A 22,680-nucleotide genomic window follows, 5' to 3' on the forward strand; every position below is an offset into this window, starting at 1 on the left:
ATTAGGTCCAGATCGATATGAGCGATCTGTAGTCCGCGCTGCGGCACCGTCTTGATCAATCCTTCGGCTTCCAGGCGCGGGATCAGTTCGCGGATGGCACCGAGCGTCAGTCCCGTCAGCTCGACCAGCCGCCGCTGCGAGATGAATTGCCCAGGCCGAACGTCGCGCGCCAAGAGATGGCGCGTGAAGCTCTCATAGGCTTTCTCTCTCAACGTCGTCTGTTCGCCTGGTCCGTCCATCGGCAGCTCCGGACTGTTCGGTTAGGCTGCCTCGGCGCGAAACAGCGCACCGAAGGCAGTAAAGAGCGTATCGGAATCTCGGCTGTTCAATGCCACGAGCGGCGGGCGCACGGCAAGCCAGCTGTCGTCCTCGGTCAACCGGGTGAGAATGGCCTTGATCGAGGGGATGACTGGATAGTTCAGCAGCTCTTCGACGAAACGCTCGACATTGGCGTCGTCGATGCCCTTTTCCGCCATGGCCTGGACCTCGCGGGGGAGGAGGTTCGCCATGCCGGAAATGGCTCCCTGTCCGCCGAGGCGCACACCGCGCGCCAGATGCCGTTCATCGCCGATCAGAATGATGAGATCGCCATGCGTCTTCAGCAGTTCCTCGGTATAGGGCCAGTCGCCAGAGGAATCCTTGACGCCGACAACGACATCCGGAAACGCCGTGCGCAGGCGACCCACGAGGGAAATGGAGAGCGGTACCATCGTCACCGAGGGAATATTATAGACGATCACGTCGCGGGCATGCGTGCCGAGCATGGTGAAAACGGCCGAAAACCATTTAAAGAGGCCATCGTCGCTGACGTTCTTGAAGTAGGAGGGCGGGGCAAGAAGAATATTGCGGACGCCCTGCGCCAGTGCCTGCCCAGCTTGAGCTGCCGCATCCTCGGCAGCATCGACGAGCACGCCCATGACGATCTGCTCAGGTGCGATGCCGGCGGCGATCATGGCGGCCAGAACCTGCTTGCGCTCCTGCATGCCGATGGAGGCCCCTTCGCCTGTCGTGCCGAAGAGCGTGACGCTTTTGCAGCCATTGGCCAGACAATGCTTCGCCTGCTCAATCACGCCCGGGATCGCGATCTCACCATCCGCATCAAAGGGCGTTGCCAGGGCGGCCGACAGGCCGAAACTTTCTTTCATCCGATCCTCCCGATCTTGTAGGATCACTGCGTAGCACACTGACATGTTAGTTGTAAAGCGTCGATTCATTTAGTCATGCATAAGGACGCCATGATCGTACAGGGAGCATAATCGGCCGCTGCGACCACGTCCGATGCGGCGCGTGTTGGTTCGCAATGGTTCCGACTGTCAACAGCCAGCGCTATTTCCGCACAGGAACGTAATCGAGCCCGCCATCTATCCGTGAAGGCCGGCCATCGAGGAAGAGTTCACCGATGCGCGGCGCGGAGCGGGCGATGACCTTGCCGCGCTTGATGACGGCGAGGCGATTGGGCTTCAGGCGCAGCGCCTCCAGCGTGTCGATGGCCTGCAACACGACGAAATCGGCATTGCAGCCCTTTTCCAGGCCATAGCCTTCAAGGCCGAGCGCCTTGGCGGAGTTGACGGTGAGCGCATCGAAGATCTTCTTCTTGTCTTCGATGCCGGCCATCTGTGCGACATGGATGGCCATATGGCCGACCTCAAGCATGTCGCCCGAGCCCATCGAATACCAGGGGTCCATCACGCAATCATGGCCGAAGGAGACGTTGAGCCCGGCATCCATCAGTTCGCGCACGCGCGTCATGCCGCGTCGCTTGGGATAAGTGTCGTGCCGGCCCTGCAGCATGATGTTGATCAGCGGGTTGGGAATGACGTTGATCCTTGCTTCCGCCATGAGGGGGATGAGCTTGGAGACGTAGTAATTGTCCATCGAATGCATCGAGGTCAGGTGCGAGCCGGCAACGCGGCCCTGCAGCCCGAAACGAATGGTTTCTGCCGCCAACGTTTCGATGTGGCGCGACATCGGATCGTCGGTTTCGTCGCAATGCATGTCGACGGGAAGGCCGCGATCGGCGGCGATCCTGCAGAGCGCCTCGACGGAGGCTCTGCCCTCATCCATCGTGCGCTCGAAATGCGGAATGCCGCCGACGATATCGACGCCCATGTCGAGTGCGCGTGAGAGGGAAGCCACGCCGTCTTTGGCGCGATAATAGCCATCCTGCGGGAAGGCGACAAGCTGCAAGTCGATATAGGGCTTGACCCTGTCCTTCACCTCCAGAAGCGCCTCGGCCGTCACCAGCTTAGGATCGGAAGTGTCGACATGGCTACGGATGAACAGCAGTCCTTGTGTGACGGCGAGATCGCAATAGCGTAGCGCGCGCTCGACAAGCTCCTCCTTCGTCACGATCGGGCGCAATTCCCCCCAAAGTGCGATGCCCTCCAGAAGCGTGCCTGATATATTCATGCGTGGCAGGCCAAGCGAAAGCGTCGCGTCCATATGGAAATGCGGGTCGACGAAGGGCGGGCTCACCAGCCGGTCGGTCGCATCGATCTCTTCCTTCGCCTCCGCGGCGATCGAGGCTTCGATTGCTGCGATCTTGCCATCCTTGACCGCGATGTCGATGCGCTTGCGACCATCGGGCAGATTGGCATTGCGAATGATCAGATCGAACATGAACGGCTCCTCGGATTATCTTTCGCCACGGCGATAGGGTTGCATCAGCGCCTGCGGCACGCGGGCGCGCCTGCTCATGACGGCAAGGGCAACAATGGACAGAATGTATGGCGTCATCAGAAAGAGCTGATAGGGCACACCCTGCACCGCTGTTTGCAGGCGCAATTGGAAAGCGTCGAAGAAGGCAAAGAGCAGGGCGCCGAACAGCGCTCGACCCGGCCGCCAGGACGAAAAGACGACGAGCGCGATGCATATCCAGCCGCGGCCCTGCACCATCGTCGGAAAGAAACTGTTGAAGGCGGAAAGCGTCAGGAAGGCGCCGCCCATGCCCATCAGAGCACTGCCGGCGATGATGGCGCCATAGCGGATCCTCGTCGGGTTAAGGCCCTGCGCCTCGGCCGCATGCGGATTTTCACCCGTCATGCGGATCGCAAGTCCGACCGGCGTGCGGAAGATGAGATAGGCCATGACCAGTGCCGCCAGGATCGCGAGATAGGTCGGGGCGGTCTGCGTGAAGAGAGCCGGGCCGATGAAGGGCAGGGTGGAAAGCCCGGGGATCGCGATCGGCTGGAACGGCGTGATGGTCGGCGGTGTTCCGGCAACCGGAACGATCAGCCGGAAGACGTAGTAACTGAAGCTGGATGCAAAAAGCGTCACGCCGAGGCCGGAGACATGCTGCGACAGGCCAAGCGTCACTGTCAGGGCCGAATGCAGAAGCCCGAAAATACCGCCAGCGATTGCCGCAATCAGAAGACCGGTCCATAAATCCGCGCCATGATAGACGGAGAGCCAGCCGATCATCGCGCCAAAGGTCATGATGCCCTCGATGCCGAGATTGAGAACGCCGGCGCGTTCACAAAGAAGCGCGCCGAGCGTGCCGAAGATCAAGGGTGTCGCAATCCGCAGCACGGCGGCCCAAAGCCCGGCCGATGCAATGATGTCGACCAGCGTGTTCATCGGCGGATCCTGTATTGCGTGAAGAACAAGGCGATCAGCATGGTCAGTAGCGACAGGGCGACCGTGACGTCGGCAATATACGTGGGAATGCCGAGGCTGCGGCTCATGCCATCGGCGCCGACGAACATCGTGGCGGTGAAGATCGCCGCAAGGACGACGCCGAGCGGGTTGAGGTTTGCAAGCATGGCGACGACGATGCCGGCATAGCCGAACCCGGGGGACAGATCGGTCGTGACGTAACCTTTGACACCCATCACTTCGATCGCGCCGGCAAGGCCGGCAAGCCCACCCGAAAGACAGGCGACCTTGACGAGCGTCGAGCCAAGGCGAACGCCGGCAAAGACAGCGCCTGACGGGTTGAGACCTGCCGCCCGCGACTGCATGCCGAAAACGGTGCGCGACTGAACGAAATAGACGAGCGCCGCAATGACGATCGCAATTGCAAAACCGATATGAAGGCGCGATCGCGCAATCAGCTTGGGCAGCATGGCGTGATCCCCAAGTGCCTGGGATTGCGGCCAGCCGAATGCCGTGGGGTCCTTCAGCACGCCGTCGATCAGCATGGAGACGAAGAGAACGGCGATGAAATTCAGGATGAGGCTGGTGACGACTTCGTCGACGGAAAAGCGCAGCCGCAGCCACAGCGGCACGAGGATCAGGACCATGCCGGCAATAGCGCCGATCACCATCAATAGCGGAATGAGGATCGGGCCGGGCAGGCCGGCGAGCATTTTCGACCCGAAGCCCGCAACGGCAATGGCACCGAAATAGAATTGCCCCTCGGCGCCGATATTCCACAGGCGGGCGCGAAAGGCGACTGCGGCGGCCAATCCCGTCAGGATCAATGGCGTCGCGCGAGTCAGCGTCTCCGTTGCCGAAAGCCTGGAGCCGAAGGCTCCAAGCAGAATCCGGCGATAGGCTTCCAGGACAGGTGCGCCGGCAATCGCGATCAGGATGCCGGCGAGCGCGAGTGCTGCGATGATTGCAAGCAGGGGAGCCAGGGCCATCATGTAGAGTGGGCGGTGTTCGCGCCGTTCAAATCGCATGTTCTGTCCCGCTCTTGTCTTTCCATTCTCCGGCCATCATCAGTCCCAGCAGGCGCGCATCGGCCTCGCCGGCATCGATCGGGGCCGAAAGCCGGCCGCCGACGATGGCCTGGATGCGATCGGCCAGGGCAATCACTTCATCCAGATCCTCCGAAATCAACAGGACGGCGGTGCCTTGCCGGCGCGCTTCCAGAATACGCCCGTGAACGGCGGCGACGGCGCCTTCGTCCAATCCGCGCGCTGGCTGCGCGGCGATCAGGATGCGTGGTCGCTCATGGAGATTGCGGCCGAGGATCAGCTTCTGCATGTTGCCGCCCGATAATAGCCGGGTGCGTGTCGCAGCACCGCCGCCGCGCACGTCGAATGCCTCGATGATCTCCTGCGCAAAGGCCATGCCGGCCTTTTTATCGACGAGGCCATGCTTCGAATAGGAAGACAGGCGCTCGAGCACGGCATTTTCCCAGATCGCCATTTCGCCGATCGCACCATCACGGTTTCGGTCTTCCGGGATGCGTCCGATGCCGGCATCGATGACCGCGGCAACGTCGAGATCGCCGACGGGCTTGCCGAACAGAAGAAGTTCGCCGGATGAGCGGTTCGACATGCCGGACAGGATTTGCCCCAAGGTCGCCTGGCCGTTGCCCGATACGCCGATGATCCCCAGAACCTCGCCTGCCCGGACATGGAAGCTGATCTTTTTCAGCCGTTCGACGCCACCGTTCTTGACGGTGATATCGCGAGCTTCGAGCACGATGTCGCCCGGCTTCGACGTTTCGCGAGTTGGGCGCGTGACACGATGTCCGACCATCAACTCGGCAAGCTCGGCCTTGCTGGTCTGAGATGCCTGTCTTTCGGCCGCGACCTTGCCGCCGCGCAGGACGACAATACGATCGGCCGTGGCCATGACTTCATCGAGCTTGTGCGAGATGAAGATCAAAGACAGGCCTTGTGCTGCCATCTGCTTCAACGTCGAAAAGAGCTTTTCCGCCTCGATCTGGGTCAGAACGGCGGTCGGCTCGTCGAGGATCAGGATGCGCGCATCATTGTAGAGTGCCTTGAGGATCTCCACCCGCTGCTGCTCACCGACGGAGAGATCACCAAGGCGCGCATCGGGGTCGACCTTCAGGCCGAAACGCTCGGAGATCGCCAGGAGCTTGTTGCGGGCCGCACCCGTTTGAGACTTGAGTGACCAAAGCCCTTCGGTACCCGTCATAATATTCTCGAGTACCGTCAGGTTCGGCGCCAACGAGAAATGCTGATGCACCATGCCGACGCCGGCCCGGATCGCTGCGCGCGGCTTGCCCTGCGGCAGTTCCATATTGCCGATCAGGATGCGGCCGCTATCGGGCACATAGTGCCCGAAGAGGATACTCATCAGCGTCGTCTTGCCAGCGCCGTTTTCTCCGAGCAGGGCAACGATTTCGCCCTTTGCCAAGGACAGCGAGATATCGTCATTGGCAATCGTGCTGCCGAAGCGTTTGCTGACACCTTCAATGGAAAGGACAGGAATGGTCATGCCGGAAAGCCTGCAATCGGGAAGCGATGCTGCCAACGTTGCTCGGCCTCGAGCACGGATGCAAGCTGCAGCAACAGCTTATCCTCACCCATGGGTGCCATCAGCTGGACCGGCAGCGGCAATCCCTCTCCATCTTCGCCGAAGGGAAGTGTGATGGCCGGAAAACCGGAAATATTGGCGAGCGCGGCAAGAGGGGCAAAGGACGTCATGCGTTCGAGGTGCAATTCCGTGTCCGAATGATCCGTCGGAAAGGACCCGATGGGCGGTGGTGCAGAGGCGAGCATCGGCATGACGACGACATCGACCCTGTCGAAGACATCCCACAGAATACGGCTTGCCCTGACGGCGCCATTGAGGGAGTTCCAAAGGGCGGTTGCCGGCATGGCGTGTCCGCGCATGATGAAGGCTTGCGTCATCGTCTCTGCAAGGCGCGTGTCCAGTTCGAGATCGTCAATCAGGCTGGCGATATTGACGGAAATGATATCGCCAAAGGCACGGGCGCTGGCTTGAACGGCACTTTCCACCTCACCCCAACGGATGGATACCAGTTCGTTTCCCTGGCTTTCGAGGAAACTGGCCGCTGCTTCCACCGCTTGGGCCCGATCTGGTTCGATTGCGTAACGCTGGCCGGTGTCTGCAAGGAGTCCGACGCGAAGCTTACCGGTCTTGGCCGGGAGTTGAGCGATATCCGCGAACGGTCCTCGCGTTCGACCTCGCACGACATCGAATATCCGTGCGGTATCGCGTACCGAGCGGGTGACGGCCAATTCGCTCGCGATGCCGCCGAGATGATTGCCGAAGGAGGGGCCGGCGGGCACGGCGCCGCGTGTCAGCTTCAGTCCGACAAGGCCGCAGCAAGCGGCCGGCACGCGGATCGAGCCGCCCGCATCCGTCGCATGCGCGATCGCAACGATACCGGCGGCGACTGCGGCCGCCGCACCGCCCGAAGAGCCGCCGGCGGTTCTGTCTTGGTCCAGGGGATTTCGGCAGATCGGGCCGATTGCCGGTTCGGATGCGAGTGAGAAGCCGAATTCCGGGCTGGTGCTCAAGCCGAAGGCGCAAAGGCCACCGTCGCGAAAGCGGCCAGCCAAATCGCTATCTGCTCCTTCACCCGTGCGGGCGAACAGGCGCGAGCCAGCGGTCACCGGTAGCCCCGGGAAGGGGCCGCCGAGATCCTTGGCAACCGTCGGCACGCCTGCGAATGGCCGCAGCGCAAAGCGCTCTGGATATTCCGATGCCTCCTGATCCAAGACTTGCGCTGCGGCAAGTCCCGCCTCTGGATTTAGATAGGTAATGGCGCCAAGCTCATCCTGCTTGGCGCAGGCGGCAAGCGCTGCCTGCATGGCATCCACACAGGTAAGCTTGCCGGACTTGATCGCGCCAGTAAGCTCCGTGGCATCGGCGAATGATGGGCTGGTCATGATCGACCGAAGGATTACTTCGGTTGATCCGCTACCTTCGGCACTTCGAAGGTGCCGGCCTTGATGTCGGCACGAACCTTCTCCATTGCAGCTTCGGCCTCTGCCGGTGCGACGCCTTTCACATAGACGATGTCGCTGCCGCCTTCCTTCATCAGGCCGTAGGCCGTGTAGTTGCGGCCAACCGGCTTGCCGGCGGCGACATCGGCGATCGCCGCATTGAGAATGGGGCGGAAGTACCACATGGCATTGGCAAAGACGGTTTCGGGATAGCGCGGTGTATAATCGATCAGCGATCCCACCGACTTGATGTGGCGCTCCTTGGCGGCATCGGCCGTGCCGATCCGCTCACCGAAGAGAATGTCGGCGCCGGCATCGATCTGCGCGAGACCGGCTTCGCGTGCCTTTGGAGGATCGAAGAAGGTTCCGATGAAGGAGACGAGATGCTTGCAATCCGGATTGACCGCTTTGACGCCCGCGGCAAAGGCATTGATCAGCATATTGACCTCTGGGATCGGGATTGCTCCAACGGAGCCGACGACGTTCGACTTGGTCATCTTACCCGCCAGCATGCCGGCGAGATAGGCGCCGTCATAGTTCCAGGTGCCGAAGACACCGAAATTGCTGCCGGCTGCTTCGCCGCTGGAGCCGAGAACGAAGGCGGTATCCGGATAATCGGCGGCGACCTGACGCGCTTCCTTCTCCACGGCATAGGCTTCGCCGATGATCAGCTTGTTGCCCTGTTCGGCATATTCGCGCATGGCGCGCGGATAGTCCGTGCCGGAAACGCCCTCGGAAAAGACGTATTCGATAACGCCTTCCTTGGCCGCGTCCTGGAGCGCCTTGTGAAGACAGGAGTTCCAGGCGTTTTCGACCGGCGAGGCATGGATGCCCGCCACCTTGAGGGGTGCGGCAGCGCGTGCGGCCGGCGCCAGCGCGCTGACGCCAAGGGCAATGCCGGAGGCTATGACGGCACGGCGTGACAGTATGATTTCATTGGTCATTTTTCAGTTCCCCTGCTTTTTGATCATTTGGTAAAAACCATAGAAGGGGGCTAAAAAAGTGTCAAGCAACAGGCATGCTCAAATAATATGCGAAAGCGCCCCCATGCTTGCTCGTCACATATATTGATAGACAGTCCGTGCGGCCGTTATTCGATCGTCCTGCAGGCCATCGCCGGTTGTTGCTTGGCGCCATACAAATTGGCTCTACGCTGAGGATTCCTGACCAAAAGAGCCGATCCGGCGTGGCAATCGATAAAATCTGCTGATACAACTGTATTCTTCATTAACTAGCTCACTTCACTCAATGTTTTGGATTTCGTGCGATAACGGAACCAAAGGGTAGGGTGATCCATGCAAGAGCTTCCAGTTTCGTCAAAAATCATTAAATCCGTTTTCTTCCGCCCCGATGATGGGCGGCTTTACATCCGCTTTAAGAACGGCGAGGAGCGTCAGTTTACCGGCGTTCCGCAGAAGGCCGCAATTGCCATGGTGAAGGCACCTTCACCGGGCCAGCACTATATCGAGCATATCCGCACCCAGTTCGAACGCGTGGCTTGAGACGAGAGTTCAGAGCCGGCTGTCTTGCCTTGAAGACGCCGGCTGACTTGTTGCTCTCCGGCCACAAGCTCCATAGGCGATGGCCAGGCTTATCCATCAATGCATTGATAAACGAAGAGTTGCGCTATCTACATCGATCAGAACCATCTCCCAGGGAGGACGCGGCGTGATTGATGAAAAGCAACTTATATCCAAGATCACCTGGAGGCTCATGCCCTTCCTCGGGATCCTTTATCTGATTGCCTATATCGATCGCCAGAATGTCAGTTATGCAAAGCTGCAGATGGTCGGCGATCTCGGCATGAGCGAATATGCTTATGGTCTCGGCGCCTCGCTGTTCTTTATCGGTTATTTCATCTTCGAAGTACCGAGCAACCTGCTTCTCGACAGGTTCGGAGCGAGCAGATGGTTCGCGCGCATTCTGATATCCTGGGGCGCGGTGACGGTCGCGCTCGCCTATACGCAGAATGCCACCATGTTCTATATTCTCCGCTTCCTGCTCGGCGCCTGCGAGGCGGGCTTCTTCCCCGGCGTACTCTATCTGCTGACCCTTTGGTATCCTTCGGCCTATCGCGGCACCATGGTCGGGCTCTTCATGATCTTCAGCGCCTTTGCCAATGCGATCGGCGCGCCGCTCGGCGGCGTGCTGCTGGATCTCAATGGACTTTATGGTATTGCCGGCTGGCAATGGGTCTTCCTGGTGACTGGCATTCCCGCGATCATTGCCGGTTTCGTCACCCTGTTCTATCTGCCGGATCTGCCTGCCAAGGCGACCTTTCTCGACGACGCGGAAAAGACCTGGCTTGAAGATCGGCTCGCGGTCGAAAATTCGGCCATGGAGCAAAATGCCGCCGACGGCTTCAAGGCGCTTGTCAATCCGCGCGTGCTGTTGATGGCGCTTTGCTATATCGGCTTTCCGCTGGCCGCCTATGGGCTCAGCTATTGGCTGCCGACCATTGTCAAGAATTTCGGTGTGAGCAACACAACGAACGGTTTTCTCAACATCATTCCCTGGCTTCTGGTCGCGATCGCCCTTTACGCCGTGCCGGCAGCGGCGGACAAGGCCGAATCGAAAACGCCCTACATCGTCATCCCTGCCTTGATCGGTGCCATAAGCCTGGTCTTATCCGCCGTCATTCCCGATCATACGCTGCAATTTGCTTTCCTCTGCATTGCGGCCGCCGGCATCTTCGCCGGCCAGCCGGTCTTCTGGAGCCTGCCGTCGCGCTTCCTTCAGGGCGCTGGCGCCGCAGCCGGCCTTGCCGCGATCAATTCCGTTGGCAATCTTGGCGGCTTCATCGCCCAGAACGTCGTCCCGTGGATCAAGGATTCCACCGGAAGCACGATAGCGCCGATGTTCTTCCTTGCCGCTTGCCTGCTGGCTGCCGCGCTGCTTGTTTTCATCATCGGGCGCATGGTGCCACGCACGCCGCGGCGGGACGGTCTTGGTGCTCCAAATGCGGCCGGCATGAAGTGATTGCGATTATTCAAGCAAGAGCATCCTTCAAATGAGAGGGCGGCCTGACGGCCGTCCTGATTTCTCGCGCGGCTGCTGGCACCATCATCATGGAAATGCCGATACGACGGGCTGCCACCCGTCGCCATCGCATCCCTCTGGCGCAGCGGCAAGACCATATTACGCTCCCAGATAATTACAGGAGTTGACAGATTTTTACAGATTTAGTAGCTCTGACGCACGGGAAATGCGCTATGCCTTATCGCTAGTCGGCCTTCACAAAGGATGATGATGAAACTCTCCGTCGCCAACGATTCCGGTGCAGGCGCGACGCGCTTCGGCGACATCATCTATGAGAGGATTGTCGCGATGATCGCCGACGGACAGTTTGCGGTGAACGAAAGATTGCCGGCGGAAGCCAGGCTCGCGGAGATGTTCGGTGCGTCGCGGCCTGTCGTGCGTGATGCGCTGGAGCGGCTGCGTGCCGATGGCTTGATCGTGTCGCGCAAAGGGTCCGGTTCCTATGTGCGCCAAAGGCCGGATTCCTCAGTCCTGAAAATGGTGCCCGTAGGATCGCTCGCCGACGTCCAGCGCTTTTTCGAATTTCGAGCGGGGCTCGAGGCGGAAGCCGCCGAGCTAGCGGCACGCAACTGGCAGGCTGATGACAAGGAACGGATCACCGCAGCGCTTCAAAAGATCGAACAGTGTCTTCGCGAGGGCCGGCTCGGCGCGGAAGAGGATCAGGAATTGCACGATGCGATTGCGATCGCCACCGGCAACCAGTTCCATGTCACCGCCCGCGAATTGTTCAGGCCGCACTTCGCCATCGGTCATTCGGTGACACGCAGCCTCAGTCTCAAGCGGACTCCGGAGCAGATCCGCAGTGTGCAGGATGAGCATGCGGTGATCGTTCAGGCGATCTTTGCGCGGCAGGATGCCGAAGCGCATGACGCCATGAAACGACACATCTTGAATGCACGCGCCCGCATGTTCAAAGGCGTCTAGAATATTGAATGAGATAAGGCGAGGCGATCTACTTTTTGAAGCTTCCCGCTTGCGCCTCGATGGATGACGAAGGGTAGGAATATGAGCATCGAAACCATGCGGCGGGCGCTGACTGGCGTATCTGGCGTTCCGGTCACGGCCTATGATGCAAATGGCGAAGTGGAACCGCGCATGACCGCTCAGGTCTACCAGCGCGTGGCAGCGGCCGGCATCTACAACATCGTCGCGGCAGGCAATACCGGTGAGTTCTATGCGCTGACGCCTGAAGAAATCCGCCGCGTCCACGAAGCTGCGATAAAGGGCGTCGATGGCAAGGCACCGGTGACGGCGGCAATCGGCCGTTCCCTGCGCGAGGCGATCCAGATGGCCAGGGATGCCGCCTCGATCGGCGCTTCCGCCGTCATGTCGCATCAGCCGGTGGATCCGTTTGCCGCACCCGCTTCTCAGATCGACTATTTCCGCGATCTTGCGGAAGCATCGCCCCTGCCGCTCGTCGCCTATGTCCGTGCCGAAGGTTTCAGCGTCGACGACATGGTTCGCTTGGCCGGCCACGGCAATATTGCCGGCATCAAGTTCGCGACGACGGATCTGATGCTGCTTTCGCGGGCGATCGCCGCCTCCGATCCGAATGGCGCGCTGTTCGTCTGTGGCCTGGCCGAAAGCTGGGCTCCGTCATTTGCAGCCGCCGGTGCACGCGGCTTCACCTCCGGCCTCGTCAATGTCGCACCAAAGCTTTCGCTTGCCGTTCTCGATGCCTTGGCAAAGGGGGACTTTGCTGCTGCCCGTGCGATCGTCAGCACGCTCGAGCCTTTCGAGCGTATGCGCACGAAGTTTCGCAGCGGCGCCAATGTCACGGTCGTCAAGGAAGCGGTCACTTTCTCCGGCCTGAATGTCGGCCCCGTTCGTGTTCCGGGGTTGCCAAGCCTCGATCAGAAGGATCGCGAGGAACTGTTTGCCCTGCTTCGTACCTGGCGGGAAGCAGGCGAGCTTTCTACCAGCTGACTCGCGGCATCGGCACAACCGCTGGCGGCGGGAATGCGCGCGACATACACTCATGCTGATTTGATGAGTGATGCTGCCTCGAGACGCATTCCGTCAACGTCTCACGCCGGCGGCCGCGGTTAGGGCGCGTGCACCGTAAACTGTAGGTAGGCTGCAAGGCTGATGGCGGACAGCGCCACAATGGCGACCGGATGGGAGAGGCTCTTGCTGATGGCCGCAAGCGTCAGGCCGAGCAGGATGATAGCGCCTCCCAGCAGAAGCCCTTTGTCGGCGATAGACAGTGCAAGGGCGGAGAGGCTCACCGCGGCTGCGACCATCGTGACCGGCATCTGGTTTTGCAGACCTTCGCCGCCGCTCGTAAATGTGAGCAGGAACCTGTTCCAGCTCAAACCGAGGGAAATGCTCAAAAGCAGCGGTAGAAGAATGGGCAGCATGAATATCGTCTCTTGCAGTGGGCGATGAAAGAGACGCAATTCATGTGCCAACGACTGCAGGCGGCGATCCGTCCGGCCCAAACGTCATGCCGGCATGAATGGTTGCCCGTTTGGGCGGCGATCTGCCGTTCCGTTCAGCACTCCGGCAGGACTGACGGGCTCAAAATCCCATATGATCAGGGATCACCGACAGCGCGCTCCGTTTTGCGTGATGATGACATCCATCGGAATATCGTGATGAAGCGGATGGATGGTTTCGATCCTCTGCGATTCGAAGCCGACCCCGATGGTCAGCGGCTTGCGATCGAGGGCGGCAAGGGTTCTGTCAAAAAATCCGCCTCCATAGCCAAGACGGAAGCAATGTGGATCGAAACCGACCAGAGGTGCAATGACGATATCCGGAACGGCTTGCCTGCCGCCGGCCGGAACCGGAATGTTCCATACTCCGCGTTCAAGTCGCTCCCCCATTCTCCACGAGCGGAATATCAAGGGTTTCGCCTTGGCGACGACAACAGGCAGCAGACACACGGCGCCACGAGCTGTTGCGGCCGCCATCCATCCCCGGAGGTCCGGCTCTCCGAGAAACGGCCAAAACAGGCTGATATGTTTATCGGCGATGTCGGGAATGACCTGATCGAGATGGGCTGCAATCGAACGCGTATATTCCTCGCGCTCTGCCACCGGCAGGGCTTTCCGATCGTCGATCAGCCTTTGCCGCTCCGCTTTTCGCCACGCAGAGATATCCAGGATTCGGTTCTCGCTTGATGGGATGCCGCTATAAGCCGGGTCGACGTCGTGCAGCATACAGGCGGGAGATGCGTATTCACGAGATTCTTCGTCCGGTTGATGTCGATCTGATTTTACCATCCGCTCCTTAACGCTCCGTCCCACTCGATATCGAAACATGCTTGAGCTATGAGAATGATTTTTATATAGGGAATGATAGGGCAGCTTAATTCCTGAATCGAGATCTTTTCATTGGACCTCTCATCGATCGAGATATTCCTGGCCGTCGCCAGTGATCGCAGCGTGACAAAGGCTGCGAAGGCTGTCGGTCGCGTGCCATCGAACGTGACGACACGCATCCAGCAGCTGGAGGAGGATCTGGGCGTCCTGCTCTTCAGCCGCGACGGCAAGAAGATGACGCTGACGAAAGAAGGCGAGACGTTCCAGATCTATGCCAATCGACTTGCCGCACTGGCGCTTGAAGCGCGCCAAGCGGTCAGGCCCGTGCTTCCATCGGGCACATTGCGGGTCGGAACGATGGAAAGCACGGCTGCAAGCCGGCTGCCCGCGGCGCTCAGCCAATTCAATCGCATGTGGCCGAATGTATCGCTCCAACTGACCCTTGGCGCCTCGCGTGACCTTGCCCGGGATGTTCTGAATGACGTTCTGGACTGCGCGCTGATCGCCTTGCCGCCAAAACCCATGCTGGATGACGATGCGGGTTTTGGGGCCGAGCTCAGACAACTCGAGGCCGCACCGGTCTTTGTCGAGGATCTGTTGCTGCTGTTGCCGTCCGGGCATTCCTCAATCCGGTCGGCCGCCGACCTGCGGGTCGGATCGATTGCGGCCCTGGAACCCGGATGCACCTATCGGCGGATTGCCGAGAGCTGGGCGCGCAAATCGAGCACCTTGCCGACGACGGAACTCGGCTCCTATCATGCCATCCTGGCAAGTGTGGCGACCGGCAATGCTGCCGGTGTCATACCGAAATCGGTCCTTGATCTCATGCACTGGCCGATGACATCAGCGACACATCAACTGGCCGCGGTCGACACGATGCTTATTTTCCGCAAAAATGATCGCCCGAGCGCCTTCAATGCGTTTCATGAGGTCCTTAGCGCCACCAGGGGCAAGGGCTCTCGACTGGTGCCGAACTAATCAAATTCTGTCGCCCAGCCACGAAATACGCTTCCGGAAAACTGGTTTCATCATGCAGCATCAAGAGTCTCAAAAGGCCGGATCCAACCGGTTCCGCTTGTTTTCGCCGATCCTTGCCGGAGCAACCTTACGCGAGCGATTGATTGCCTGCCTCGGCGCTTTGATCGGTATCGGTCTTACCGGCGTCATCAGCGGTTATCTTTTCGGGCAGGGGCCGCATCTTCCGCTTATCGTCGCCCCGATGGGGGCGTCCGCGGTGCTGCTTTTTGCGGTTCCGGCAAGCCCGCTTGCCCAGCCCTGGTCGATCATCGGCGGCAACACCATTTCCGCCATGATGGGTATCATTGCAGCCTATTTCATCCGTGATCCGATCATCGCGATCGGGGTCGGTGTCTCGCTTGCGATCGGGGCGATGTCGTTTACGCGATGCCTGCATCCGCCGGGCGGCGCGGCTGCCTTGACCGCCGTTCTCGGCGGGCCGGTGGTTGCCGGCTGGGGCTTCCTGTTTCCTTTCGTGCCGGTCGCCCTGAATTCCTGCATACTCGTCGGCCTCGGGCTGGTGTTTCACAAACTCTCCGGGCGGAATTATCCGCATGTGGTCGCAAAGCCGGCCGAAAACATCCATCAGACACGCGATCTGCCGCCGCCCTTGCGGGTGGGCTTTCGCGAGGAGGACGTCGATGCAGCCCTGGACGAGCTCGACGAGACCTTCGACATCGATCGGGCAGACCTCGGCCGCCTCCTGCGGCAGGTCGAATTGCAGGCGGCGGTACGATCGCATGGCGACATAAGCTGCGCCGATATCATGTCGCGCGATGTCATCGCCATCAGCGAGGATGCCGAGCCGGATCATGCACGGCATCTTCTCCTGAAGCACAACATCCGCACCTTGCCGGTGAAGGACCGGGAAGGCCGCCTGATCGGCACGGTCGGCCTTCGCGAACTTTCGGAAAGTTCGGATACTATCATAGGTTCCGCATCGAAACCGGCCGTGGCAGATGCCGCGGATCCCGCCTTGTCGCTGTTGCCCGTTCTGACGGATGGTCGCACGCATGCGGTCATCGTCGTCGATGCCGACTGGCGCGTCCTTGGCCTGATATCGCAGACGGATCTTTTGAGTGCCATGGCCCGGCTTCTGCCGACCAGGGGCACTCCAGCGCAAGTGGTCGCATGAAGTAGACGAGAAAGTTTTGGGCGAGCAGCTTTTGAAGCGTTTTCGCGTAACCTTCGGACGCGTCTATCGGAGGTGGACGCCTTCGATGCGTGCTAAATTTCCATTTAAAGAATGACAATTATAAATCATTCTCCATTATTGAAGATGATTGCGGATCCGAAGAATGGGCAGGAATATGTTCGTCGAGCGCGCACAAAATGGAGACTTCATCGTCGATTCCTTCGAGATCGCCGAACGTTTCGGGCTATCGCTCAGCGAGTTCCGCCGCTACATGCAGCGCGGTGCGATCTCCTCTTGCGTCGAGGTGGGCACGGCGGATCATCAAGGCACCAGGCGCCTGTCCCTGCGACTTGGCAACCGGATATGGCGGGCTGTTCTGGACGACGATAACAGGGTTCGGCACGAGGAGATGACATTTCTGCATATGGGTGCGCGACCGCCGGCCCCTTGACGCAACCGCAGCCTGGGTCGAAATCCTACGGGCCTTCCCACAGGATCGCTCCGTCACGGACGAATGTTGCGCTGCTTTAGCACTACTTTGGCAGAATTGAATTTGGGGTCATTAGGAACCTGATACGGCAGTGAGGACATCGTTGTGGTGGATGGTGGTTTGAGAGCGCGGCTATGACAGCGCGTCGGATGGCCGGCAGTGTCGGCTTAGGCGGGCCGTGCCTCTTCCTTTTTTTCCCGCTTTGCCTTGTTGAGGCGTTGATGTTGAAGAAAGGCATAGGCAATCATCGTCATCAACGCGTGTCGGTGGAGGCCCTGCCATGATCGGCCTTCAAAGTGATCGAGGCCGAGCTCTTCCTTCATCTGCTGATGGGCCTGCTCGCAGACCCATCGCGCCTTGATGGCCGCCGCGAGCGCTTTCAAGGTCGCCTCGGCCGGCAGGTTGGAGAGATAATATTTGCGCTCGTCGTTTGAACGCCATTCACCAACGAGCCACGCCACTTCGCCCGGCATGTGCTGCTGTCCCTTGTCGAGGATGCGTTGCGGGGAACCATCAGCAATCCGAATGCGTAGGGCAGCGAAGCGTGCTGTCAGTCGACCTTTCGTGCCGTGACGCCAACTGACCTTCTTCCAGGTCGTTCCTTCCAAGATCGTTTCGGCTGCGGTCGACAGCGTATCGGGGATCGAATGCTTGCGTGGCCGTCCATGGCCGGCGACAGGAAAGACCAATGCGACATCATGAGGATAAACCTTCTGATGCTTGGGAATACCGACAGCCCAGGTGAGATTGCGTGCACTGAGCCCCTGGCGAAACGCAGCCGACAGACCATAGCCGGCATCCGCAAGCACGGTGCCAAACCGCACGCCTGCGGCCATCAGCCGATCGATCTCGTCGAGCGCGATCTCCGGTTTGGTGCGGGATCGGCGCATCTCCTCGGGAACACCAGCCTTCGCCATCCGATCCTGATCACTCGTCCAACTGTCGGGCAAGAACAATCGTAAGCCCACTGGGACGGGAACCTCGTCGCGGGCCAGCGTCAACGACACCAGCGTCTGGCAATTGGCGCGCTTGCCGAGCATCGACGCGTACTGCGGCGCCACCCCAACAGAATGGTCGCCTTTCTTCGGTAGACCTGTGTCGTCGATCACCAGAAAAGCATCTGATGCCCCGACAATCTTGTCGGCCTGCACCGCCAGTTCCGCCTCAAGAGGACCGGCATCCCAAATCCCATCCGAGATGAAATGATGTAGGCGGTCGTAGCGATCAGGTGCCAGACGTTCCGCCATCGGCTCGATACTCTTGCGATCACCAGGTCCGATGAGGCCCGAAATATAGACCGGGCACATCTGCCGCCGCTTCTTGTGACCAAGCTTCTCGACGAACGGCTTCAGCCAATCCGCCAGCGCAACATCCAATTCCGACATCTCGCGCACCCCTGTGAAAGTGCCCAAGATGGCCCATCATCGTAAATGACCGGTTAATCTGCCAAAGTAGTGCTAGGCTCAGGACTCATTGCTCAGAGCCAGAAGATGACGGTTGCGGCGATACATATTGCCGAGAAGAAGGTGTGGGCGCATCGATCGTAGCGAGTTGCGATGCGGCGCCAGTCCTTGAGTTTTGCGAAGAGGTTCTCGACCTTGTGGCGCTTGCGATAAAGCGTCTTGTCATAGGGGTATGGCACTTTCCGGCTGCGGCTCGATGGAATGCAGGGTTCGATACCTTTTGCCTGCAATGCCTCACGGAATGGCGTGCTGTCGTAGCCGCGATCGGCAATGAGGACTTTGGCGGGCGGCAAAGCGTCGAGAACGAGCCGTGCGCCTTTGTGATCGCTCATCTGGCCTTCACTGAGCAGCATGACGATTGGGCGGCCTTCGTCATCGCAGACCGTGTGCAGCTTGGAGTTCAGTCCACCTTTGGTTCGCCCGATACGACGGGGAACATCCCCTTTTTTAGCAGGCTTGCGGCCGTGCGATGTGCCTTGAGATGCGTGGCATCGATCATGATCCGCTCGGACTTCGCGCCATCGACCGCCAGGGCCGCGAAGATGCGGTCAAAGACACCAAGGCGGCTCCAGCGAATGAAGCGATTGTAGAGCGTCTTGTGCGGACCGTAGTCCTTCGGCGCATCCTTCCACTGCATGCCATGCTTGATGACGTAGACGATGCCACTGATCACCCGGCGGTCGTCCACCCGCGGAATGCCATGCGCCAAAGGGAAGTACGGTTCGATCAGCGCCATTTGGCGCTCGCTCAACAAAAACAAATCACTCATCGCGGCCTCCTATCGGAAACCGTGAATCACATCTCAAGCAAAATTAATAGGTCCTGAGCCTAGATCAAGACCTGAAGCGCAAGAGGCGAACCTGAAAGATCGCGATGCGCTTCAGTGAACCGAAATGCCATTCTTTCTTCGTCCATTCAGCAGATGAATGAACGTGATGCCCTGCTCCAGCAGAAGCTCGGCAGCCTTCAGGTCCTTCGGGCCGAGATCCGACGAACAGCTGCGAAGATTGCATGCGAGAAAGAAGGAATTGGTGGCGGCGAGCGCATCGCCATCCTCCTCCGCCTCTTCGGCGGCAGCCTGCAGTACATCCGCAACGGCCGTCATAAGGTCGGCGCGCTCCTGCAGGTTCATTTCATCGAGACTTTTCGTGATGCCATTCATGACGCCTCCTCCGCGCACGCGAATATCTCCGGCATCGACCGGGCCGGCGCAGCTTGCAACTGGACATGATAGAAATGCGATTGGTAAGTCAGATATGGCGACGACGGCGTCAAACAGCAAGGCATGGCTTCCATGCCAAGAGCGCATGGCACTGCGGCCGGCACCCGAGGTGCGTTTGGCGGAATCGACCCATCGCGGGGATCGATCCTAAGGCGCCGTTGTCCCCGGGGACGTTCTAAAGGTGTGGTATCCAGTGGTGATCCGAATGGAGCCTTTCAAGTGGCATCCGTAAGCCAATACTTTCCGAATCTGAAAAATAAAGCCGCCTGCCGGAACGCATCGAAGACCGATCGACCTCCGATGCGGGATATCTCTATCAATGCCGTTCAGCGCGGACGGCGGATCGCCCGCAGTTTGCCGCTGCTGCCGCCGCCGGCATAGAACCGGTCCTTGCCATCGGATTCGAGGCCGGAGACGCCGGTCCCTTCGGGCATTTCGAGCCGCTCCAGCACTTCGCCCGTCGCCGGATCGACGCGGCGCACATCGCTTTCGTCGCCCTCCCAGGTGCCATGCCACAATTCTCCGTCGACCCATGTGACGCCGGTGACGATACGGTTGGATTCGATGGTGCGCTTGATGGCACCGGTTTCGGGGTCGATTTCGTAGATCCTGCGGCCGCGATGCTGCCCGACCCACAGGCTGCCGTCACTCCAGGCGAGGCCTGAATCGCCGCCGTTGCCGGGCGCGGGAATGGTGGAAATGATATTTCCTGTCGCGGGATCGACCTTGTGAATCTTGTCCTCGGCGATCTGATAGAGGTAACGCCCGTCGAAAGCGGTGCCTGCATGGGACGCAACGTCGATCGTGCGCACCTGTTCGCCGCTCTCCGGGTTCAGAGCATGCAGCTTTTCGCCGGAGGCGAACCAGACGTGCTGGCCATCGAAGGTAACTCCATTCACCCTCGGCGCGTTCTCGAAGGGACCGTATTCGCGAATGATTTCTGCTCGGGACTTTTTCATGCTTCCATCCTCCGGTCGGAATTGGTCGAGTGTCGATATGAGAGACCTTAGTCGCTCGGCAGCGGCCCAGGGAGTAACAATGTTGTCGGGAAGCCGACAACCGGCGGCATCATCCAGCGGCAGGCTCTCCCATTGCCGACACTTTGCACCATTCCAGCCGCTGCAAGCGCGTCGAGAGCACGCTGCACCGTGCGCGGGCTTGTCGCCAGTGCAATCGACAATGCTGAACTCGACCAGGATTCTCCATCCGAAAGCAGAGCGAGCAGCGAGCCATTCTCGACTTCCACCGGTGGCGCCAGTACCACGACACCGCGTTCTCCACGCGGCGTCAGCGCAAAACCGCGCGGCGTCGCGCTGATATCGGCCAATGGCTCCAGGGCGGCGCGAAGCCTCCCGATCTCGACCCTCAGCCGCGCCCTGTGGGATTCGTCGGCATGGCGAGCATGGAAGGCGCGGGAAAGCAGGGTAGAACGCGGTACATCGGCGGGAGCGGCCTCGGCAAGCGCGCGCGCCAGGGCAAAGAGCACCGGCCGGCTCGCAAGCGGCACGATCTCGCCGCCGCTGCGCACGATATTGCGGCAGGCATCGACCACCAATATTCCAGACGCCAACAGGGCCTCGACCTCGTCGAGCGACAGCAATTTCTCCTCGCCCTGGGCTACCAGCCGCGCAGCCGGGGCATCCAGAGCACGTGTCGCATCGCGCACTTCGATCATAAGTGCGGGGATCCCTGCCTTGCCGGCCGCTTCCGCGGCGCGCGCAAGGGCGGCGCGGGCCGGCGCGATCCGCAGGCGGCGGATGGCGATGCCGGCGACCGCCAGTTCATGGCTCGCCCTTGCGGCTGGTGGCAGCGGCGATGGATCGAGCTTCGCCAATAGGCGTTCGGCCTCGTCCAGATGGCCGACAAGCAACAGACGGCGTATCTGCAGGTTGCGGGCATGGGCGGCATTGACGTGGTCGCCATGTCTTTCGAGGGCCGCCCTTGCCGTCTCCAGCGTTTTTTCCGGCCAGCCAAGGTCACGCGACACAAGGGCAATCTCGGCTTCGGCCACGGTGCACCGGGCACGGGCGACAGCCTCGCGGGGACCAAAGGCGCGCGCGGCGCTCTTCAGAAGTGTCTTGGCGCGGACAAGATCTCCGAGCTGCGCCATGGCAATGCCGCGCAGCGCCAGCGCCGGCGCATCCTCGCGCAGCGACACACGCTTCAAAGCGCCCAGCACATCGCCTGATGCAAGCGCCTGAGCTGCAGCGACGATCAGCGAGTCCATCGAAATCCCGTCACACTTGTAACTCCCACCCCTTCGGTCTCCAGGGGTAAGTTATCGCATATCGGCAGGCAAGATGTAGCGCCGACACGGACGAGCTGACCGACAAGAGGAGATGAACCATGACGATGCATAGAACTGGAACGCGCCAGGAATGGCTTTCGGCACGGCTTTCGCTACTGGAGCAGGAAAAGGAACTGACGCGACGCAGCGACGAGATCGCCGCCCGCCGCCAGGAATTGCCCTGGGTGAAGCTGGAGAAGGACTACCGGCTCGAGACCGAGAAGGGCGTCGTTCCGCTCTCAGGCCTCTTCAAGGGCCGCTCGCAGCTTCTGGTCTATCATTTCATGTTCGGACCGGACTACACGGCCGGCTGCCCATCCTGTTCGTCGATCGCCGATGGCTTCAACGGCATCGCAGTGCATCTTGAGAACCACGATGTCGCTTTTTCCGCAGTATCCAGGGCGCCGCTTGCCAAACTGTTGGAATTCAAGCGGCGCATGGGCTGGACCTTCGACTGGGCCTCATCGGCCAATAGCGATTTCAACCACGATTTCAACGTCTGGTTCACGCCGGAAGAACAGCGCGACGGTGGCATCGAATATAATTACCGTCGCGAACCGCCGATGCCCGACGCTCAGGCGGGCAAGACGATGCAGCAATGGGAGCTGCGCGGCAGCGAAGGCCCGGTGCAATTGATGGCGTCAATGACAGGGACGAATGTCCCAACCTACACACGCGACCGGCCCGGCGTCAGCGCTTTCTCGATCCAGGATGGCGACATCTACCACACCTATTCGTCCTATGCCCGCGGCCTTGACGGTCTCTGGGGCATGTATCAGTGGCTCGATCGCGCCCCGCTCGGCCGCAACGAGACCGGTGTGTGGTGGAGACACCACGATCGATACGGAGCAAACTGATGTCTGGCTCATCCGAAAACAATGAAAGGGTCGGCAGACATGCCGCCGCCCCTGCCCTGCCAGCCATTGCCGGTCGCTGGCTGGCAATGGCCGCTGCGCCAAGTTTCGCCCTCATGACGGTGCTGTCTGCCTATGGCGCGACCGGCGACATGATCTGTTCGGCGCATGATAGTTCGATGCTCGGCGGCATGGTGCCGATGTATCTGCTCATGAGCCTCTTTCATTGCGGTCCCTGGCTGAAGCTTCTCGCGAGAGAAGAACCAGGCGCCCGCATATCAGCCTAGATGC

General features: G+C 60.2%; 23 protein-coding genes and 1 pseudogene. 9 read left to right on the forward strand and 15 right to left on the reverse strand.

Features of this window, described 5'->3' with window-relative positions; genetic code table 11:
- The 8 genes from PH552_RS05845 to PH552_RS05880 form a co-directional block, all read right to left on the reverse strand.
- Window positions 1–239, reverse strand: a 239-nt coding sequence (locus tag PH552_RS05845; RefSeq protein ID WP_285165747.1) for a GntR family transcriptional regulator, incomplete at its 3' end; no start/stop codon positions are given.
- A 21-nt stretch (window positions 240–260) separates the two neighbouring features.
- Window positions 261–1,145: a dihydrodipicolinate synthase family protein gene (locus PH552_RS05850; protein ID WP_112345147.1), complete on the reverse strand. Its 885-nt coding sequence runs from the start codon at window positions 1,143–1,145 to the stop codon at window positions 261–263.
- A gap of 181 nt (window positions 1,146–1,326) precedes the next feature.
- Window positions 1,327–2,619: an amidohydrolase family protein gene (locus tag PH552_RS05855; protein WP_112345146.1), complete on the reverse strand. Its 1,293-nt coding sequence runs from the start codon at window positions 2,617–2,619 to the stop codon at window positions 1,327–1,329.
- 15 nt (window positions 2,620–2,634) lie between these two features.
- On the reverse strand, window positions 2,635–3,576 hold the full coding sequence (locus PH552_RS05860) for an ABC transporter permease (RefSeq protein ID WP_112345145.1): 942 nt from the start codon (window positions 3,574–3,576) through the stop codon (window positions 2,635–2,637).
- On the reverse strand, window positions 3,573–4,622 hold the full coding sequence (locus tag PH552_RS05865) for an ABC transporter permease (protein WP_112345144.1): 1,050 nt from the start codon (window positions 4,620–4,622) through the stop codon (window positions 3,573–3,575). Before PH552_RS05865 ends, PH552_RS05860 begins: the two co-directional genes overlap by 4 nt.
- A complete protein-coding gene (locus tag PH552_RS05870; protein ID WP_112345143.1) occupies window positions 4,612–6,138 on the reverse strand; it encodes an ABC transporter ATP-binding protein in 1,527 nt (508 codons plus the stop codon). The genes PH552_RS05865 and PH552_RS05870 overlap by 11 nt, the downstream gene beginning before the upstream one ends.
- On the reverse strand, window positions 6,135–7,559 hold the full coding sequence (locus tag PH552_RS05875) for an amidase (RefSeq protein WP_112345142.1): 1,425 nt from the start codon (window positions 7,557–7,559) through the stop codon (window positions 6,135–6,137). Before PH552_RS05875 ends, PH552_RS05870 begins: the two co-directional genes overlap by 4 nt.
- Before the next feature lie 14 nt (window positions 7,560–7,573).
- Complete coding sequence (locus tag PH552_RS05880; RefSeq protein WP_112345141.1) at window positions 7,574–8,560, reverse strand: BMP family protein; 987 nt, start codon at window positions 8,558–8,560, stop codon at window positions 7,574–7,576.
- 351 nt (window positions 8,561–8,911) lie between these two features.
- Here PH552_RS05880 and PH552_RS05885 point away from each other — a divergent pair, with 351 nt between their 5' ends.
- The 4 genes from PH552_RS05885 (at window position 8,912) to PH552_RS05900 (ending at window position 12,581) form a co-directional block, all read left to right on the forward strand.
- Window positions 8,912–9,118, forward strand: a complete 207-nt coding sequence (locus tag PH552_RS05885; RefSeq protein ID WP_112345140.1) for a KTSC domain-containing protein — start codon at window positions 8,912–8,914, stop codon at window positions 9,116–9,118.
- A gap of 166 nt (window positions 9,119–9,284) precedes the next feature.
- On the forward strand, window positions 9,285–10,595 hold the full coding sequence (locus PH552_RS05890; protein ID WP_112345139.1) for an MFS transporter: 1,311 nt from the start codon (window positions 9,285–9,287) through the stop codon (window positions 10,593–10,595).
- Between the two features lie 270 nt (window positions 10,596–10,865).
- Window positions 10,866–11,579, forward strand: coding sequence for a FadR/GntR family transcriptional regulator (locus PH552_RS05895; protein ID WP_112345229.1), 714 nt, complete (start codon window positions 10,866–10,868; stop codon window positions 11,577–11,579).
- An 81-nt stretch (window positions 11,580–11,660) separates the two neighbouring features.
- Window positions 11,661–12,581 carry a dihydrodipicolinate synthase family protein gene (locus PH552_RS05900; RefSeq protein ID WP_112345138.1) on the forward strand — a complete coding sequence of 307 codons (921 nt, stop codon included), beginning with the start codon at window positions 11,661–11,663 and terminating at the stop codon, window positions 12,579–12,581.
- A gap of 119 nt (window positions 12,582–12,700) precedes the next feature.
- Here the strand turns inward: PH552_RS05900 and PH552_RS05905 are convergent, their stop codons facing one another.
- Window positions 12,701–13,015: a hypothetical protein gene (locus PH552_RS05905; RefSeq protein WP_145644276.1), complete on the reverse strand. Its 315-nt coding sequence runs from the start codon at window positions 13,013–13,015 to the stop codon at window positions 12,701–12,703.
- Between the two features lie 183 nt (window positions 13,016–13,198).
- Window positions 13,199–13,921, reverse strand: coding sequence for a 5-formyltetrahydrofolate cyclo-ligase (locus PH552_RS05910; RefSeq protein WP_348647388.1), 723 nt, complete (start codon window positions 13,919–13,921; stop codon window positions 13,199–13,201).
- 72 nt (window positions 13,922–13,993) lie between these two features.
- Between PH552_RS05910 and PH552_RS05915 the strand changes: the two genes are divergently transcribed.
- The 3 genes from PH552_RS05915 (at window position 13,994) to PH552_RS05925 (ending at window position 16,524) form a co-directional block, all read left to right on the forward strand.
- On the forward strand, window positions 13,994–14,899 hold the full coding sequence (locus PH552_RS05915; protein WP_112345135.1) for a LysR family transcriptional regulator: 906 nt from the start codon (window positions 13,994–13,996) through the stop codon (window positions 14,897–14,899).
- A gap of 52 nt (window positions 14,900–14,951) precedes the next feature.
- Window positions 14,952–16,073 (forward strand): HPP family protein, encoded by a 1,122-nt coding sequence (locus PH552_RS05920; RefSeq protein WP_113250291.1) that lies wholly within the window; start codon window positions 14,952–14,954, stop codon window positions 16,071–16,073.
- Window positions 16,074–16,248: 175 nt separating this feature from the next.
- Window positions 16,249–16,524, forward strand: coding sequence for a DUF6522 family protein (locus PH552_RS05925; protein ID WP_112345133.1), 276 nt, complete (start codon window positions 16,249–16,251; stop codon window positions 16,522–16,524).
- Between the two features lie 53 nt (window positions 16,525–16,577).
- Here the strand turns inward: PH552_RS05925 and PH552_RS05930 are convergent.
- The 5 genes and pseudogenes from PH552_RS05930 to PH552_RS05950 all read right to left on the reverse strand — a co-directional run bounded on the left by PH552_RS05930 (window position 16,578) and on the right by PH552_RS05950 (window position 21,475).
- Window positions 16,578–17,948 (reverse strand): annotated as a pseudogene (locus tag PH552_RS05930) (IS701 family transposase).
- A 92-nt stretch (window positions 17,949–18,040) separates the two neighbouring features.
- Window positions 18,041–18,795 (reverse strand): IS5 family transposase gene (locus PH552_RS05935; RefSeq protein ID WP_112343075.1). Its coding sequence is split into 2 segments (ribosomal slippage): window positions 18,041–18,462 and window positions 18,462–18,795, totalling 756 coding nucleotides; the frame shifts between segments, so codons are not numbered across the junction.
- A 111-nt stretch (window positions 18,796–18,906) separates the two neighbouring features.
- Window positions 18,907–19,188, reverse strand: coding sequence for a hypothetical protein (locus PH552_RS05940; RefSeq protein WP_112344459.1), 282 nt, complete (start codon window positions 19,186–19,188; stop codon window positions 18,907–18,909).
- Window positions 19,189–19,574: 386 nt separating this feature from the next.
- Entirely contained in the window at window positions 19,575–20,207 is a 633-nt protein-coding gene (locus PH552_RS05945; protein ID WP_112344458.1) for a Vgb family protein, read from the reverse strand.
- 47 nt (window positions 20,208–20,254) lie between these two features.
- Window positions 20,255–21,475, reverse strand: a complete 1,221-nt coding sequence (locus tag PH552_RS05950; protein ID WP_112344457.1) for a helix-turn-helix domain-containing protein — start codon at window positions 21,473–21,475, stop codon at window positions 20,255–20,257.
- A 119-nt stretch (window positions 21,476–21,594) separates the two neighbouring features.
- Here PH552_RS05950 and PH552_RS05955 point away from each other — a divergent pair, with 119 nt between their 5' ends.
- On the forward strand, window positions 21,595–22,392 hold the full coding sequence (locus PH552_RS05955) for a DUF899 domain-containing protein (RefSeq protein ID WP_112344456.1): 798 nt from the start codon (window positions 21,595–21,597) through the stop codon (window positions 22,390–22,392).
- Complete coding sequence (locus PH552_RS05960) at window positions 22,392–22,676, forward strand: hypothetical protein (protein WP_112344455.1); 285 nt, start codon at window positions 22,392–22,394, stop codon at window positions 22,674–22,676. Before PH552_RS05955 ends, PH552_RS05960 begins: the two co-directional genes overlap by 1 nt.
- The last annotated feature ends 4 nt before the right edge of the window (window positions 22,677–22,680 follow it).

Source organism: Rhizobium aureum (genome assembly GCF_030182495.1).
In the GTDB taxonomy this organism is placed as follows: domain Bacteria; phylum Pseudomonadota; class Alphaproteobacteria; order Rhizobiales; family Rhizobiaceae; genus Rhizobium; species Rhizobium tropici_C.